The sequence below is a fragment of the Xenorhabdus sp. SGI246 genome (assembly GCF_040838225.1).
GTDB classification, from domain to species: domain Bacteria; phylum Pseudomonadota; class Gammaproteobacteria; order Enterobacterales; family Enterobacteriaceae; genus Xenorhabdus; species Xenorhabdus indica.
Genome location: NZ_JBFPEZ010000040.1, coordinates 78,381 through 92,733 on the forward strand (window position 1 = coordinate 78,381; position 14,353 = coordinate 92,733).

Annotated in this window: 15 protein-coding genes, 1 tRNA gene and 1 pseudogene; 7 read left to right on the forward strand and 10 right to left on the reverse strand. The window is 41.5% G+C overall.

Annotated elements, in window-relative coordinates; translation table 11 throughout:
* Positions 1 to 23: 23 nt before the first annotated feature.
* Positions 24 to 617, forward strand: coding sequence for an XTP/dITP diphosphatase (locus tag ABLA85_RS10300; protein ID WP_367963767.1), 594 nt, complete (start codon positions 24 to 26; stop codon positions 615 to 617).
* A complete protein-coding gene (gene hemW / locus ABLA85_RS10305; RefSeq protein ID WP_367963769.1) occupies positions 610 to 1,740 on the forward strand; it encodes a radical SAM family heme chaperone HemW in 1,131 nt (376 codons plus the stop codon). Before ABLA85_RS10300 ends, hemW begins: the two co-directional genes overlap by 8 nt.
* Before the next feature lie 177 nt (positions 1,741 to 1,917).
* Here hemW and ABLA85_RS10310 read toward each other — a convergent pair whose 3' ends face one another.
* From ABLA85_RS10310 to ABLA85_RS10320, 3 genes are all read right to left on the reverse strand, one after another.
* Positions 1,918 to 2,925, reverse strand: a complete 1,008-nt coding sequence (locus ABLA85_RS10310) for a taurine catabolism dioxygenase TauD (protein ID WP_367963771.1) — start codon at positions 2,923 to 2,925, stop codon at positions 1,918 to 1,920.
* Positions 2,926 to 3,118: 193 nt separating this feature from the next.
* A complete protein-coding gene (locus tag ABLA85_RS10315) occupies positions 3,119 to 3,670 on the reverse strand; it encodes a 3-isopropylmalate dehydratase (protein ID WP_367963773.1) in 552 nt (183 codons plus the stop codon).
* Complete coding sequence (locus ABLA85_RS10320) at positions 3,667 to 4,965, reverse strand: aconitase/3-isopropylmalate dehydratase large subunit family protein (RefSeq protein WP_367963775.1); 1,299 nt, start codon at positions 4,963 to 4,965, stop codon at positions 3,667 to 3,669. Before ABLA85_RS10320 ends, ABLA85_RS10315 begins: the two co-directional genes overlap by 4 nt.
* Positions 4,966 to 5,195: 230 nt before the next feature.
* On the opposite strand from ABLA85_RS10320, the gene ABLA85_RS10325 reads away from it, so the two are divergent.
* Positions 5,196 to 6,113 (forward strand): LysR family transcriptional regulator, encoded by a 918-nt coding sequence (locus tag ABLA85_RS10325; protein WP_367963777.1) that lies wholly within the window; start codon positions 5,196 to 5,198, stop codon positions 6,111 to 6,113.
* A gap of 72 nt (positions 6,114 to 6,185) precedes the next feature.
* On the opposite strand, the pseudogene ABLA85_RS10330 reads toward ABLA85_RS10325, so the two are convergent.
* The 7 genes and pseudogenes from ABLA85_RS10330 to trmB all read right to left on the reverse strand — a co-directional run.
* A pseudogene (locus ABLA85_RS10330) lies at positions 6,186 to 6,299 on the reverse strand (translation factor (SUA5)); the annotation flags it as partial.
* Positions 6,300 to 6,334: 35 nt separating this feature from the next.
* Positions 6,335 to 6,823, reverse strand: coding sequence for a YbhB/YbcL family Raf kinase inhibitor-like protein (locus tag ABLA85_RS10335; protein WP_367963779.1), 489 nt, complete (start codon positions 6,821 to 6,823; stop codon positions 6,335 to 6,337).
* A 200-nt stretch (positions 6,824 to 7,023) separates the two neighbouring features.
* The gene (locus tag ABLA85_RS10340; protein WP_367963780.1) at positions 7,024 to 7,968 is read right to left on the reverse strand and encodes a siderophore ABC transporter substrate-binding protein; all 945 of its coding nucleotides are present in this window, start codon (positions 7,966 to 7,968) and stop codon (positions 7,024 to 7,026) included.
* Positions 7,969 to 8,093: 125 nt separating this feature from the next.
* On the reverse strand, positions 8,094 to 8,816 hold the full coding sequence (locus ABLA85_RS10345; protein ID WP_367963783.1) for a DUF2884 family protein: 723 nt from the start codon (positions 8,814 to 8,816) through the stop codon (positions 8,094 to 8,096).
* Between the two features lie 88 nt (positions 8,817 to 8,904).
* Entirely contained in the window at positions 8,905 to 9,876 is a 972-nt protein-coding gene (glsB, locus tag ABLA85_RS10350) for a glutaminase B (RefSeq protein ID WP_367963785.1), read from the reverse strand.
* A 46-nt stretch (positions 9,877 to 9,922) separates the two neighbouring features.
* A complete protein-coding gene (locus ABLA85_RS10355) occupies positions 9,923 to 10,249 on the reverse strand; it encodes a YggL family protein (protein ID WP_340620975.1) in 327 nt (108 codons plus the stop codon).
* Positions 10,249 to 10,968 carry a tRNA (guanosine(46)-N7)-methyltransferase TrmB gene (trmB, locus tag ABLA85_RS10360; RefSeq protein ID WP_367963787.1) on the reverse strand — a complete coding sequence of 240 codons (720 nt, stop codon included), beginning with the start codon at positions 10,966 to 10,968 and terminating at the stop codon, positions 10,249 to 10,251. Before trmB ends, ABLA85_RS10355 begins: the two co-directional genes overlap by 1 nt.
* Before the next feature lie 259 nt (positions 10,969 to 11,227).
* On the opposite strand from trmB, the gene mutY reads away from it, so the two are divergent.
* From mutY to ABLA85_RS10380, 4 genes are all read left to right on the forward strand, one after another.
* On the forward strand, positions 11,228 to 12,265 hold the full coding sequence (gene mutY, locus ABLA85_RS10365; protein ID WP_367963795.1) for an A/G-specific adenine glycosylase: 1,038 nt from the start codon (positions 11,228 to 11,230) through the stop codon (positions 12,263 to 12,265).
* A 58-nt stretch (positions 12,266 to 12,323) separates the two neighbouring features.
* On the forward strand, positions 12,324 to 12,596 hold the full coding sequence (locus ABLA85_RS10370) for an oxidative damage protection protein (protein WP_047685529.1): 273 nt from the start codon (positions 12,324 to 12,326) through the stop codon (positions 12,594 to 12,596).
* A 111-nt stretch (positions 12,597 to 12,707) separates the two neighbouring features.
* On the forward strand, positions 12,708 to 13,781 hold the full coding sequence (mltC, locus tag ABLA85_RS10375; RefSeq protein WP_367963789.1) for a membrane-bound lytic murein transglycosylase MltC: 1,074 nt from the start codon (positions 12,708 to 12,710) through the stop codon (positions 13,779 to 13,781).
* A 153-nt stretch (positions 13,782 to 13,934) separates the two neighbouring features.
* Positions 13,935 to 14,010: transfer RNA gene (locus tag ABLA85_RS10380), tRNA-Phe, on the forward strand.
* Positions 14,011 to 14,353: the final 343 nt, after the last annotated feature.

Consider the following 14,353-nt stretch of genomic DNA (forward strand, 5'->3'; position numbering starts at 1 on the left):
AATAAGTTAATTGGATAATAACAATGCAGAAAGTTGTTCTCGCTACGGGAAATGCAGGCAAAGTACGTGAATTGGCAGGTTTGCTGGCTGACTTTGGTTTAGATATCGTAGCTCAAACTGAATTGGGCGTAGACTCGGCAGATGAAACAGGTCTGACCTTTGTTGAAAATGCCATCATCAAAGCTCGTCATGCTGCGGCTGTCACAGGTTTACCCGCCATTGCTGACGATTCCGGGTTATCAGTCAATGCGTTAGGTGGTGCCCCAGGCATCTACTCAGCCCGTTATGCGGGAACTGATGCCTCCGATCAAGATAACCTGGAAAAATTGCTGGAAGCGATGCGCGATGTTTCTGATGAACAACGCCAGGCACAATTTAATTGCGTTCTGGTCTATTTACGTCATGCAGAAGATCCAACTCCTCTGGTTTTCCATGGTCGTTGGTCTGGTGTTATCAGCCGGGAGCCTGCCGGAAGCGGCGGTTTTGGTTATGATCCCATTTTTTATGTACCAGAATTTGGCTGTACAGCAGCAGAGCTGAGTCGTGAGCAAAAAAGTGCGGTTTCACATCGTGGACAAGCCTTAAAAATGCTGTTGGAAGCTATGCGTAATGCTTAAATTACCACCAATTAGTCTCTATATTCATATTCCCTGGTGTGTACAGAAATGCCCTTATTGTGATTTCAATTCACATGCGTTAAAGGGGGATGTACCACATCAGGAATATGTCGAACATCTGCTGGCTGATTTACGAAATGATCTACCTATGGTTGATGATCGTGAGGTATCGACGATCTTTATCGGCGGTGGTACACCTAGCTTATTAAGCGCTGAAGGTATGCAACGATTACTTGATGGGGTAAGGGATTCACTGCCACTTTCCCCACAGGCAGAAATTACCATGGAAGCTAATCCTGGAACTATTGAAGCTGATCGTTTCAGTGCCTATCAACAAGCGGGGATTAACCGGATTTCAATAGGAGTACAAAGTTTCGGCTCTGATAAACTCATCCGCTTAGGGCGCATCCACGGCCCGGAAGAAGCTAAACGAGCGGCACGATTAGCGGATGGGCTTGGATTACGTAGTTTTAATCTGGACTTGATGCACGGTTTGCCTAACCAGACACTGGATGAAGCGCTGAATGATTTACGCCAGGCTATTGAACTTTCTCCACCCCATCTGTCCTGGTATCAGTTGACGATTGAACCTAATACTAGTTTCGGTTCCCGACCACCAATTCTGCCAGATGATGATGCACTATGGGATATCTTCTCTCAAGGTCACCAATTATTAACGTCGGCAGGCTATCAGCAGTATGAAACATCGGCATATGCCAAACCGGGCTATCAATGTCAGCATAACCTCAATTACTGGCGTTTTGGCGATTACTTGGGGATTGGCTGTGGTGCACATGGAAAGATTTCTTTTCCAGATGGGCACATCCTGCGCACAGTGAAAACCAAACACCCGCGCGGCTATATGCAGGAGCGTTATTTGGATCAACAAAATCAGGTGGATAATGAAGATCGTCCATTTGAATTTTTCATGAATCGTTTTCGTCTGCTAGAAGCAATGCCACGGCAAGATTTCAGCCAATTTACTGGATTACCAGAAAACGCTATCCGTCCACAAATCGATAAGGCGCTAGCGAAAGGCTATATCACTGAAAGCGATACGCACTGGCAAATTACTAAGCACGGCAAACTATTCCTGAATTCCTTACTGGAACTGTTTCTTTGACAAAATAAACTGCACCCAAACATTAAAAGGTGCAGTTTTATTGATTGGAAGTTGAAGGAGTATTGTTTTTAGATCTATAATTTACCCAGTTCACACAGTTACCCACGTTGCTTAATTATCCCTTAATCAAACAGCATTACCAGATAAAGAAAGTGTTTCGTATTAGAAAAATAATAATTATTCCTGAACTAAACCAGATATTTCTGGATGAAAATATTCTCTATATTTGTTTAAACACTCTTCATTTCTGAAACTATATGTTTTAAGTAACCAACGTTTTTTCATGGCATTTTTATCAACAACCTTGATAATTTCACGATTATGCAGTGAATCCTGATTGGCAAAAGAGAATAAATCTCCGCTATTAATAGAAACACGTTCCTTTTTTGCTTTAGTGATAGCAATTTTTAGTTCAAGAAGTGCTTCAATAGCTTCTTTAGGAGCATCTGATAAATAGGTAGTACGAGTATCGTAGTAACGAAAAGTATGTATGTTTTCAAGAATGACATGCTTTTCAGAGTAAAGTTGTTTTTTGTTAGAGTCTCTTGAATATTCGTCGTAAGGTGTTATATACCAAGGTTGACGTAACCATTGTTGCGATTCTGGCTTTAGCCAAGAAAGTATCTCTTTTCCATCAAGGTAACCTGTATAAATCAGATTTTGTTCGCTACAACGCATACCGAGTAAACTAAGAAAATCTGCTCTCACAGGGTGTGCGGTACGATCATTGTGGAAATAGAGTTCACCATCAGTTTTTTGCGTTTGTGTATTAGAATATTTCTTATGCGCGTAGACATCATGAAAGAAATCGCCGTTATTGCGTGTCTGATAAGCCAGAAGAGGTGAGTCGGTTAACTGTGAGAAAAGTTCTAACAGGCTTTCGCCAATGAATGTTGTTTTCTTCCTGTATTTGTCATTCACAGGATCTTCCTGATCGAATTCAGGAACAACTCTATCAATAGGAAGATTTTTCAATAGTTGAGCATTAATACCATACAGTCGCCTTTCGTCTTTTATTTTATGACATATATCTATAAATTTCTTTGGTACTTTCTCCAACAAAATAAGATTACTAACTTCACGCTTAAAATTAAGATAATTTTTATAAGGATTAACATTAATTATATTAAGAGCATTAAAAATAGCTTTATTTTCCAACTTATCAAATTTGTAAACACTAATCATTTAAACCCCCCTAATAATATTATTCCAAAAAATGATATAATATTGATAATAATATCTTACAAAATGCCAAGATAATTAATCACATTAAAATTTATAAAAGGAAAAATAAATCAAGAGAAAATAAAATGAGCACCAGGATTTTTTAAATTAAACAGCCATCTATTAATATAATAAAAGATGGCTGTTTTCAATATCATCTTATTCTTCCCGACGCACGAGCGTAAGAAAATAGCCCTCCGGCAGAGACAATATTGGCAAGTTCACCAATAGGATCGGTTTGATATTTTTTACCATCTTTCAGCAGGATAACTGTCTGGTTTTCAATATCAATCTCAACACTGTCACCTGTGACTAATTTTTCACACAAGCGCTCCTGGGCTGCAACAGGCAATAACTCTCCGGTTGATACACAATTCCGGAAGAATATACGGGCATAAGATTGGGCAAGAACCGCTTTCACACCTGAAGCACCTAACGCGGCAACAGCATGTTCACGCGAAGATCCACAGCCAAAATTCTGCCCTGCCACAATGATTGGATATTTCGCTTTTCCTTTACTTTCATCAATAAAAGGCAGTGAACCTTCCAGCAGTCCACACATCGCCAGCGAAGCCAGTTGGGCATACCCTTCAGGAGTCGAAGGATTGACCTTGAGATATTCAGCTGAGAGGATTTGGTCAGTATCAATATTATCGGTCAAGACATAAACCTCACCCTGAATGATATTTTCCTTTAACTCACTCATAAAAACTCCTCAGGATTTGTTATTTGACCAGTAATAGCTGCTGCGGCAACAGAATAAGGGGAAGCAAGATAAATGTTGGCACGTTTATGCCCCATTCTGCCGACAAAATTGCGATTGGTGGTGGATATCACTGATATTGGATCATTGACACGTCCAAAAGTATCTGGCGGGCCACCACAACAAGCTGCGCACCCTGATTCAGAAGAAAGTCTTACGCCTGCATCGCTTAAAATTTGGTAGACAGAAACACCATCGATTTGGGTGGTAATCGTCCTATGGAAAACTTCTTTTGTTGCAGGCACTGCATAAGTCGGAATTGTTACCTTATGCCCTTTGATAACGCGCGCTGCCGCAACAAAATCCTCCAGCTTGCCCCCCGTACAAGAACCAATATATGCCTGAGAAATGGCGACATTGGCTACCTGATCAATGGAAACGACATTATCTGGTGAATGGGGTTTGGCAATCTTCGGTTTCATCGTGGAAACATCAATATTTAACACGCGGCTATATTGCGCATCTTCGTCAGGGTAGACAATTTCAAACGGGAGATTATTGCGTTCCGCCAAATAATCCAAAGTCTCCTGATTGGGAACCATAATGCCGTTTTTGGCCCCACACTCAACGACCATATTGCAAATCGTCATGCGTTCTTCTACTGATAACTCATCAATGACATTACCACCAAACTCTATGGCCTGATAGGTCGCACCATCAACAGTCAACTCTGACAATACGGCTAAAATCATGTCCTTAGCTAAAACATGGGCTGGCTTGGTTCCGGTAAAATTAACCCGAATGGTTGTTGGCACCTTAAGAGGAATTTCTCCCGTACCTAACGCATAGGCGGCGTCAGTAATACCTAACCCTATGGCAAATGCCCCAAAAGCACCCGCGGTCACAGTATGAGAATCTGTGCCCAGTAATACTTCGCCAGGGCGAATATGCCCTCCTTCTGCGAGTCCTATATGGCACACACCTTTATAATTAGGCGTCCCGACATCATAAAAATATTTTATGTTCTGTTCAGCAGCAAATTCACGCATGACCCGAATATTCTGGTTAGCCTGTGAATCCGCAGAATAGACAAAATGGTCTGGAATTAAAATAAAGCGTTCAGGGTCCCATATCTTTGCATCTTGCCCGAATTCCTTTTTAAATACGCTGGCTACACCCGGTGTACAGGGATCGTGAGACATCAGAATATCCACTTTCGCCCAAACCACTTCACCCGGAGTGACTTGTGCACGCCCACTTGCCCGCGCAAGAATTTTTTGTGTAATTGTTTGGCTCATCTCATCTTGCCCTCCGAAAGATAAAAACAGACTCAACAGATTGTCATCCTAACAAGATTACGACTCCTTAACGTAGGGAAATACCATCGTATGGTTCACTGTTTCCAGTATGGGACAGTTGTTCACAAAATGGGAAATTCTTACCTATTGAATCTGACATATCACTACAGGATATGTGATATGTGATATGTTATAGGGCAGCTCCCACGCGTAAATCATCAGGTTATTGCATGAATAATATTGAGAATCTTACCTCTATGGTGGTCTTTGCCCGTGTGGTAGAGACGTTGAGTTTTACCGAAGCAGCAAAATCGTTAAGACTGTCTAAGTCTTCCGTCAGCCGCGAGATTGCCCAATTAGAAGTAAGATTAGGGACTCAATTACTCAACCGCACTACACGTAAAATTCAAGTGACAGAAGTCGGGATGAGTTATTACCAATATTGCCACCGGCTCCTTACCGAAGCCCAAAATGCTGAACATTTTATACGTAATTTTCATGAACAACCGATGGGAAGTTTACGTTTGATTGCTCCAGTATCTTTTGGCAGCCAATGTATTGTCCCCGCTCTAAATCACTTTATCGCCGGAAATATTCATATTAGCGTTGATCTGGAACTGACCGACCGAACCATTAATATGGAGGAAGATCAATGTGATATTGCCATCATCATAGGGCGTGAAACGCCACAATATCCGCTTGTCATGCCTTTAATTGATATCACTTGGGGACTTTACGCTACCCCAGACTATATAAACCAATTTTCGCCAATAGAGAAACCTGAAGATCTTCCTCGTTACGATTACCTGCTATTTCGTGGCCCTGCGCATACTATTTCCCTGCCATTCCATAAAGAAAGAAATAAGCTGGATATTGAAGTACGTAGCCGATTTCGCATCAATAACAGTGTGGCGTTAATGAGTTCCGCTCTCGCTGGGGCTGGCATTGCCTATCTACCCGATTATGTTACCCATGAAGCAGTGGCAGAAGGGAAATTAGTACGGCTTCTCCCTGAATGGAACATGGATATTTATCAAGCATGGATACTGTTTAAATCAGAAAATACTCTGTCTTCGCGTGTACAACAGTTTGCAAACTCTTTACAACGCAAGCTAAGGCAAGATTTGGAGAGAGAGAAAAAAGCGTAGCTACAGATATTGATGCGGGTACAACTACACCCGCCAAAGATATTATCTGTAAGAGATATTAATCAACAATAATTAATAGTAATTGCCGTGACGATAATCCCAGGCCGTGAAAATATCAGACATCATCGCCATGATTTTATGTACATCCAACCCCTTGCGGATTAATACCGGACACGGAGTAATAGATACCCCTTACTGGAAACGGAAGAATTATTAACCAGTTAACGCTGGTAGTAGCCGGTAATCGAAGCTGTTGCCAGGGTATTGGCCTGGAGCATAAAACGGGCAACGGCATTTGTTGTTTCAGCATCAACTCCCGGTAGTTTTTCTACCGATAAGGCATGTACGGTGAAAATATAGCGATGGGCTTTATCCCCCACAGGCGGGCAACAACCACCGAAACCAAACAGACCATAATCATTTCTGCTCTGAATTGTACCGATTGGTAATTGGCTACCATCACTTTGCCCTGCATTCGCAGGTAAGGATTGTGTTTCAGCGGGAATATCAAAAGCGACCCAGTGCCAGAAACCACTACCCGTTGGTGCATCAGGATCATAGACAGTTATCGCAAAACTTTGGGTTCCGGCTGGTGCGTCCGCCCAGGAAAGTTCGGGGGAACGGTTATCACCATTGCCATCAAATTGATTAAATTCATGCTCTTTTTTCAAGAAATCATTATTCTTAAATTCAGTTGAACTAATAATCATGCTTATGTCCCCCATTGGATGCCTTTTGAAATATCCTAACGTAGATTTTGTATACCGCAAGGCCAGGTCATGATTTTGCTTGATTGTTTCAGTTTAGCAACAATATCAGGTTAGAATAATAAGTGAGTCGAAATTACCCCAAAATCTAACTATTCAGATTTCAGGGTAAATTCAGAAAAAAAGGATTTTAATTTGCGCGATTACAAGGCATCAGCAACTGCATTGATTTGTCTTGTCATGCTATCCAAGCCACCGCCAGACAAGTACCAAAGATCAGGCTGTAAATACACGATCTTGCCGTTTTTATAGGCATTAGTTGATTTGACTTGATCATTTTCAAACTGAGCTTTTTCTAACTTACCTGCACCAATTGCTTCACTGCGGTCGATAATAAAAATCACATCAGGGTTAGCTTGTGCAATCATATCCGCCGTCACACTCTTGCTTTTGTCTTTATCCGATTTAGCTGGCAAGACAGCACGAGGTGCTTTAATCACGTTGTAAACAATAGCCTGATTATTAGGATATAACTCACCCGCATTATGCAGTAATACCAATATCTTGCTGTTCGCTGCTTTCGCTTTTGCCTGAGCGGATGCAAGTGTTTTTTCCAAATCAGCAAATTGCGCTTTCACGATATCCTGCTTATTGAATAGCTCACCCAACAATTTAAGATTACTATCAACGGATGCTAGGTAATTTTTATTGTCCGTATTTAAATTAATGGTTGGTGCTATTTGTGACAGACGATCATAGAAAGCACCTTGACGACCAGTAATGACAATCAAATCTGGTTTGATTTCTGCTAATTTTTCCAAGTTTGGCTCTTTCATTCCCCCTGCATTGTGCATAGTTGCAGACACATCATTACGTACATATTCAGGTAAATTATTAATGGGTAATGCAATCACTCGCTCAGACAATCCCAGTTTTACCATTGAATCGTACGTTCCAAAATCGAACAAAACCACCCGTTTTGGATTCTTTTTAACTTGAGTTTCACCGGAAGGATGTTTTACCGTGACATAATCACCAGATTGAGCTGTCACTGAATTTGGCGTAAATAATTCTGGTGATTGGCTGAATGCAGAGTAACTGGTAGCAGAAAGCAGTGATGCAATAACAATCGGCAGGATCTTTTTCATTGTGGCACCTGAATTAATCATGTGAATAAAGAAATGATTTGCATTCTAGAGACCAAACATAGGATGTCAATCAAATAAGAATCAATTTCATATTGATTCTTATTTGATATAACCCATATTGTGATTTAGTTAATGGAATTCAATAGGTTGATACGTAACTGTTCCAGCTTATCAGCTTTATTACACACCTCTTCTCTAAAATGTTTCAGCTCTTTTTCCTGTTTTTTCCATTCTGCATCAAAGCTATTTTGTGCACCTCCCAATCCACCAAGGAGAGACATTAGCATCTGTTTGCCATCACCATTCTGATTACTCGTATTACGGCTCATTTCATTAATACTGTCCTGCAAAATACCACCTAAACTCTGTTGGATAAGGTTCTGCCCTTCTGTTTCTGCCTGTTTGATTACCTGATAATTGAAGGCAATGCCATTGGGGCGGGTTTCCAGTACCTTATCAATTTGCTTATTCAGGCCAGATTCCAATTGGGTCAAGCGGACACGAATATTGCTATCCTTTCCCATTGTTTCAATAACAACTTTATCCAGAGCCTGACGCGCGTCTGCTAAATGATTTAAAGCCTCTTTCTTCACCCAGGGCAAATCCTGACGGACAAGTTGCTGATATTGTTTAGCTTTATTGCGTTGATCAGCATTCAGTGACAAGGCTTTACCATTGCGAAGCACAGAGCCATCAGGCAGAATTTTCAGGTTGTCGTTTTCACCAATCATCTGGACAGATTCTGGTGTAACAATAATGTCATCTTTAAGTGTCGTCCGGCATTCTGAACCCGCTTGCCCCTGAGCAACAAATAACAGCGATGCAGCAATCACAATTTTTCGTAACATACATTCATTCTCCTGGAATCCTCAGCTTTGCGATCTCTCACTTACCTATCATCATGGGGCTTCCGCAATTATCTGCTAAGATTTCAAATTAAAAAATAGAGCGCCCGATACGTTCGGCTAATTTTTCCAGTGCTGCGCAACCTGCCAGAGAGTTGCCCGAACGATCCAGTTCAGGAGCCCACACTGTAACAGTAAATTCTCCCGGAACCACACAGACAATTCCTCCGCCAACACCTGATTTTCCCGGCATACCGATCCTGAACGCAAATTCACCTGAACCATCATACATACCGCACGTCAACATAAGGGCATTAATCTGTCTAGTTTGCCGGAGACTTAAAATTTGCTGACCAGAATCTATCATTCGCCCTTGGTTAGCCAAGTAAATAAAACACTGAGATAACTCAACACAATTCATTTTCAGAGCACAATACTGAAAATAAGTTTTCAGAACAGTGAGCACATCATTTTCAAAATTACCGAATGACTTCATTAAGTAAGCAATTGCGGCATTACGGCTGGAATGCTCCATCTCTGAGCGGGCAACTATATCATCATAGCCAATAGCTTTTTGCCCTGTGAGGCTGCGTACAAACTCCAGCATTCTATGCTTAGGTGCACTCAAACGTGATTGCAGCATGTCACAGATAACTAATGCTCCTGCATTAATAAAGGGATTACGGGGAATACCTTTTTCCAATTCCAACTGCACTAATGAGTTAAATGGTTGTCCCGAAGGCTCTGTCCCCACCCGTTGCCAGATGTCTTCTTCCTTATAGCGTGTCATTGCCAATGTCAGGCTTAACACCTTGGAAATGGATTGGATGGAGAAACGTTTTTCTGCGTCTCCTGCTTTAAAAACCTGTCCATCAACCGTACAGATAGCCATCCCAAAATTATTTACTGGAACTTCTGCCAGAGCGGGAATGTAATCTGCTACTTTTCCTTGACCAATCAAAGGGCGTACTTCATCTAAGATATCTGCCAATAACGAATTAGAGAACCTTACCTTCACCACTTTTTCTCCAGACAAAAAAGGACTCACAAGGAGCCCCTGCATACAGCGTCATTGTTGTCTAAAACGCAACTTTTAATACAACAGCGAATCAATCCCACCACACATCAAATAATTCTGATGTAACAATCTCTTCCATACCGCGAGCTTTCAACCAATTAGCAACCAACTGACGATGCTCTTCGGTACATTTGCCGATTTTCTGCAAGCAGATCATACCTTCCCACTGCAAATAACCGCTGGCATCCAGAGCAAGGCCATTCGGCTCGATTAACTCTTCAATCAAAGCATCAACTGTGCTATCTACAACCTCAACTGAGGTATTGGCCGGGAAATTCCACTTTACTGAAAAACCTAACTCCTGAAACTCATCAATACGCAGTTTTTTACGCAGACGACGACTACGATTTTTAGCCATTATTTTACCCTCTCGAACATTAGATCCCATACTCCATGCCCTAAACGATGTCCACGCATCTCGAATTTCGTCACAGGGCGTGAATCAGGGCGTAGTACATAATCACCACTTTCCGATATATTGCGATACCCTTCGGCTTCGCTCATAACTTCCAACATATGTTCAGCATATGGCTGCCAGTCCGTCGCCATATGGAATACACCGCCAATTTTCAGTTTACTTCTGATCAGTTGAGCAAAATCAGGCTGCACAATTCGACGTTTGTTATGACGGGCTTTATGCCATGGATCAGGAAAGAACAACTGAACCATTTCCAGACTCTGTTCCGGGATCATATTTTCCAGCACATCAACAGCATCGTGACACATCACACGCAGATTGCTGAGATTTTCATCTTGTGCAGAAGCCAAACACGCACCGACTCCCGGAGCATGAACCTCTATCCCGAAAAAATTTTTCTCTGGATTCTGGCTTGCCATCGTGACCAGAGAAGCCCCCATACCAAAACCAATTTCCAACACAACAGGGGCAGCACGACCAAACAGTACTGCCATATCGTACAATTTTGGCTGATAATCCACTCCCATCTTCGGCCAGACATTATCAAGTGCTTGTTGCTGACGAGTGGTTAACCGTCCCTGCCGACGCACAAAACTGCGGACACGGCGCAAAGCCCTGCCATTTTCATCATATTCCGGTGAAATTACGTTATTTATCATGGTACTGTCTATTGATACTTTCTATCAGTTTTAAAGGCATTTGCTCAGGCGTCCGGGGTGTTATGTACCGCAGGATTGCCCAAAGAAAGCGCAATTATGCAAAGATGGCTGAGTTTATCAAGTTCGATGCCTGTGAGCACAACTTTAATGTTTAATTGTGTGGTGCTTCGAAACAAAGTTCGGGTTTACACTGAGGTTACACTATGTTGCAATCCTGTTCACGAAACTATTATCAGATATAAAGACAATTATTCTAATGATGGAAGCAAAGCAATTTTCACAAGCAGTACTTGAATGGTATCACCATTATGGTCGCAAGACCCTGCCGTGGCAGTTAGAAAAAACATCCTATCACGTCTGGCTCTCTGAAGTGATGCTGCAACAAACACAGGTCGCGACAGTGATACCTTATTTCCAGAAATTTATTTCACATTTTCCTGATGTGGCATCATTGGCAGCAGCACCATTGGATGAAGTTTTGCATTTATGGACTGGCCTGGGATACTACGCACGAGCCCGTAATTTGCACAAAGCAGCTCAACAAATTGTTGAACGGCATCATGGAAAATTCCCGACTACTTTTGATGACGTCGTTGCTCTACCCGGTGTCGGCCGCTCTACCGCAGGTGCTATCCTTTCACTTTCTCAAGGAAAACACTTTCCTATCCTTGATGGCAATGTTAAGCGCGTTCTGGCTCGCTGCTATGCCATTGATGGTTGGCCGGGAAAAAAAGAGGTAGAAAATCAATTATGGGATATCAGTACCCGCGTTACTCCCAAACAGGGTGTTGAATATTTTAATCAGGCGATGATGGATTTGGGAGCGATGGTATGCACCCGCAGTAAACCCAAATGTGAAATTTGCCCTCTCAATACAGGTTGCATAGCTTATGCCAACCACAGCTGGGCAAACTATCCGGGGAAAAAACCGAAACAGAGTATCCCTGAAAAAACAGCTTACTTTTTATTGATGCAGAATGGCGATACAGTTTGGCTAGAACAACGCCCACTATCTGGCATCTGGGGCGGACTATTTGCATTCCCGCAATTTACTGATGCAACTTCACTGGAACTGTGGCTGAAGGAATCGGGTATTTCTCATAATAAGCCTGAACAACTAACCGCATTTCGCCACACATTCAGTCACTTTCATCTGGATATCGTCCCTATTAAAATCGATATCTTATCTTTTGATTCCTGCATGGATGAAAGTAAAGGACTTTGGTATAACTTACGCCAGCCAGCAGCAATTGGATTGGCTGCGCCCGTTGAGTACCTTTTGCAGCAGTTGGGCTAAACTTTGTCCCACTATTTTTTGCTCCATTCCATTATTTTGAGGATTTAGAGGATCTAGCATGAGCAGAACAATTTTTTGTACTTTCTTGCAACGAGAAGCCGAAGGCCAAGATTTTCAATTTTACCCAGGGGAACTGGGTAAACGTATTTTTAATGAAATTTCTAAAGAGGCGTGGCAACAATGGATGAGCAAGCAAACCATGCTGATTAATGAAAAGAAATTAAATACTATGAAGCCAGAAGATCGCAAACTACTCGAACAAGAAATGGTGAAATTCCTGTTTGAAGGGAAAGATATTCAAATTGACGGTTACACTCCGCCAGAAAAATAATCTTTAGCATCTATATTTATTGGGTGAATTCAGGATTTAAAAATCACCCAATAAATGAGAAATTACCTTAATAACCTCTAACAACATATCAATACCCAACGGCATCGCAAAATGAAAAGACTGCTGGTACTATTTCTGCTTACCCCATTTCTAATTTCCTGCTCTAGTAAACAAGATTTTGAATACAAAGAAGAATATATAAAAGACACGAATGGCTTTGATATCTTAATGGGGCAATTCGCTCATGACATTGAAAATATCTGGGGATTACAAGAAGTTTTAATCGCAGGTCCTAAAGATTACGTAAAATATACAGATAAATATAAAACCCGCAGCCATATCAATTTTGATGCGGGGACGATCACCATTGAAACAATATCTCCCATTGATCCTACTGAACATTTACGCAAGGCGATTGTAACAACATTATTGATGGGAGATGATCCAGGCTCTGTCGATCTTTACTCTGATTCTAATGATATCGAAATTAGCAAAGAACCGTTTCTGTATGGACAAGTTTTAGATAACATGGGTGAACCAATTCGCTGGGAATGGAGAGCAAACCATTTTGCCAATTACCTGCTCCAGAATAAATTACAGAAACGCCAATCAGGTCTACATGTAATTTGGTCTGTCACCATGCAGTTAGTTCCTAACCATCTAGACAAACGAGCTCATAAATATCTGCCAATGGTTCGCAAAGCGTCTATTAAATATGGTGTTGATGAATCACTAATCCTCGCCATTATGCAAACAGAATCCAGTTTTAACCCTTACGCCGTCAGCCACGCTGATGCTCTGGGATTAATGCAAGTCGTTCAACATACTGCCGGAAAGGATGTGTTCAAGCTACAGGGAAAATCCGGTCAACCAAGTCGCAATTATCTTTTTGACCCGGCAAATAACATTGATACGGGCACCGCCTATCTGGCGATATTGCAGAGTACCTATTTAGGTGAAATTCAAAATGCAACTTCTCGCCGCTATGCGGTTATCACAGCATACAATGGTGGTGCAGGCAGTGTATTAAGAGTATTCTCCAGTGATAAAAAGAAAGCTGCTCAGATAATTAATTCAATGGCTCCGGGCGATGTTTATGAGACACTGACAAATAAACACCCATCAGCTGAATCACGCCGTTATTTGATGAAAGTAAATAATGCACAAAAAAGCTATCGTCGATAATTAATTACCACAAACAAAAGAGTGGAAAAGAGCTTATCTTTCCACTCTTTGTTTATATTTATAACTAATTGAGTAAATTGAAAGCACTTAAATAAATTTATGCAGAAAGTCGTTGACGGATTGGAGCTAATACGGTTTAATGCGTCCCCGTTAGCCCGGATAGCTCAGTCGGTAGAGCAGGGGATTGAAAATCCCCGTGTCGGTGGTTCGATTCCGCCTCCGGGCACCAAGATTTTAAAGCTAATTTGTTGAATATTATCAGATAATTAACAAATAAGTTAAAATTTAGGGCTGTTAATTCAATGTTAAACAATTGATCGCACTCGTCTGCATACTCAATGTTTAAGAAAGCCGTAAATAAAGAATACAGGGTGCCTGCATTTGCAAGCACTCTTTTTTCATTTAAGGTAATGATTTCAGTAATTGATTCTGATGTCAAGTAAGGGAAAAACTTTACGGGATGCCGGATCGGTATTAGCCATTTTTCATACCATCGATATTGATGCAGGTACGTTAACTGAGACCTCAACCTCATAATCCAGTCTTAGACCTGCCCTGTCTTTTTTTAATGA

Bases quoted from the DNA above. Each gene is read 5' to 3' on its own strand.
- ABLA85_RS10315 (WP_367963773.1), bottom strand. From the start codon at position 3,670: ATGAGTGAGTTAAAGGAAAATATCATTCAGGGTGAGGTTTATGTCTTG.
- glsB (WP_367963785.1), bottom strand. From the start codon at position 9,876: ATGCAGGGGCTCCTTGTGAGTCCTTTTTTGTCTGGAGAAAAAGTGGTG.
- trmB (WP_367963787.1), bottom strand. From the start codon at position 10,968: ATGATAAATAACGTAATTTCACCGGAATATGATGAAAATGGCAGGGCT.
- ABLA85_RS10310 (WP_367963771.1), bottom strand. From the start codon at position 2,925: ATGATTAGTGTTTACAAATTTGATAAGTTGGAAAATAAAGCTATTTTT.
- ABLA85_RS10300 (WP_367963767.1), top strand. From the start codon at position 24: ATGCAGAAAGTTGTTCTCGCTACGGGAAATGCAGGCAAAGTACGTGAA.
- mutY (WP_367963795.1), top strand. From the start codon at position 11,228: ATGGAAGCAAAGCAATTTTCACAAGCAGTACTTGAATGGTATCACCAT.
- ABLA85_RS10345 (WP_367963783.1), bottom strand. From the start codon at position 8,816: ATGTTACGAAAAATTGTGATTGCTGCATCGCTGTTATTTGTTGCTCAG.
- ABLA85_RS10335 (WP_367963779.1), bottom strand. From the start codon at position 6,823: ATGATTATTAGTTCAACTGAATTTAAGAATAATGATTTCTTGAAAAAA.
- mltC (WP_367963789.1), top strand. From the start codon at position 12,708: ATGAAAAGACTGCTGGTACTATTTCTGCTTACCCCATTTCTAATTTCC.
- ABLA85_RS10320 (WP_367963775.1), bottom strand. From the start codon at position 4,965: ATGAGCCAAACAATTACACAAAAAATTCTTGCGCGGGCAAGTGGGCGT.
- ABLA85_RS10370 (WP_047685529.1), top strand. From the start codon at position 12,324: ATGAGCAGAACAATTTTTTGTACTTTCTTGCAACGAGAAGCCGAAGGC.
- hemW (WP_367963769.1), top strand. From the start codon at position 610: ATGCTTAAATTACCACCAATTAGTCTCTATATTCATATTCCCTGGTGT.
- ABLA85_RS10355 (WP_340620975.1), bottom strand. From the start codon at position 10,249: ATGGCTAAAAATCGTAGTCGTCGTCTGCGTAAAAAACTGCGTATTGAT.
- ABLA85_RS10325 (WP_367963777.1), top strand. From the start codon at position 5,196: ATGAATAATATTGAGAATCTTACCTCTATGGTGGTCTTTGCCCGTGTG.
- ABLA85_RS10340 (WP_367963780.1), bottom strand. From the start codon at position 7,968: ATGAAAAAGATCCTGCCGATTGTTATTGCATCACTGCTTTCTGCTACC.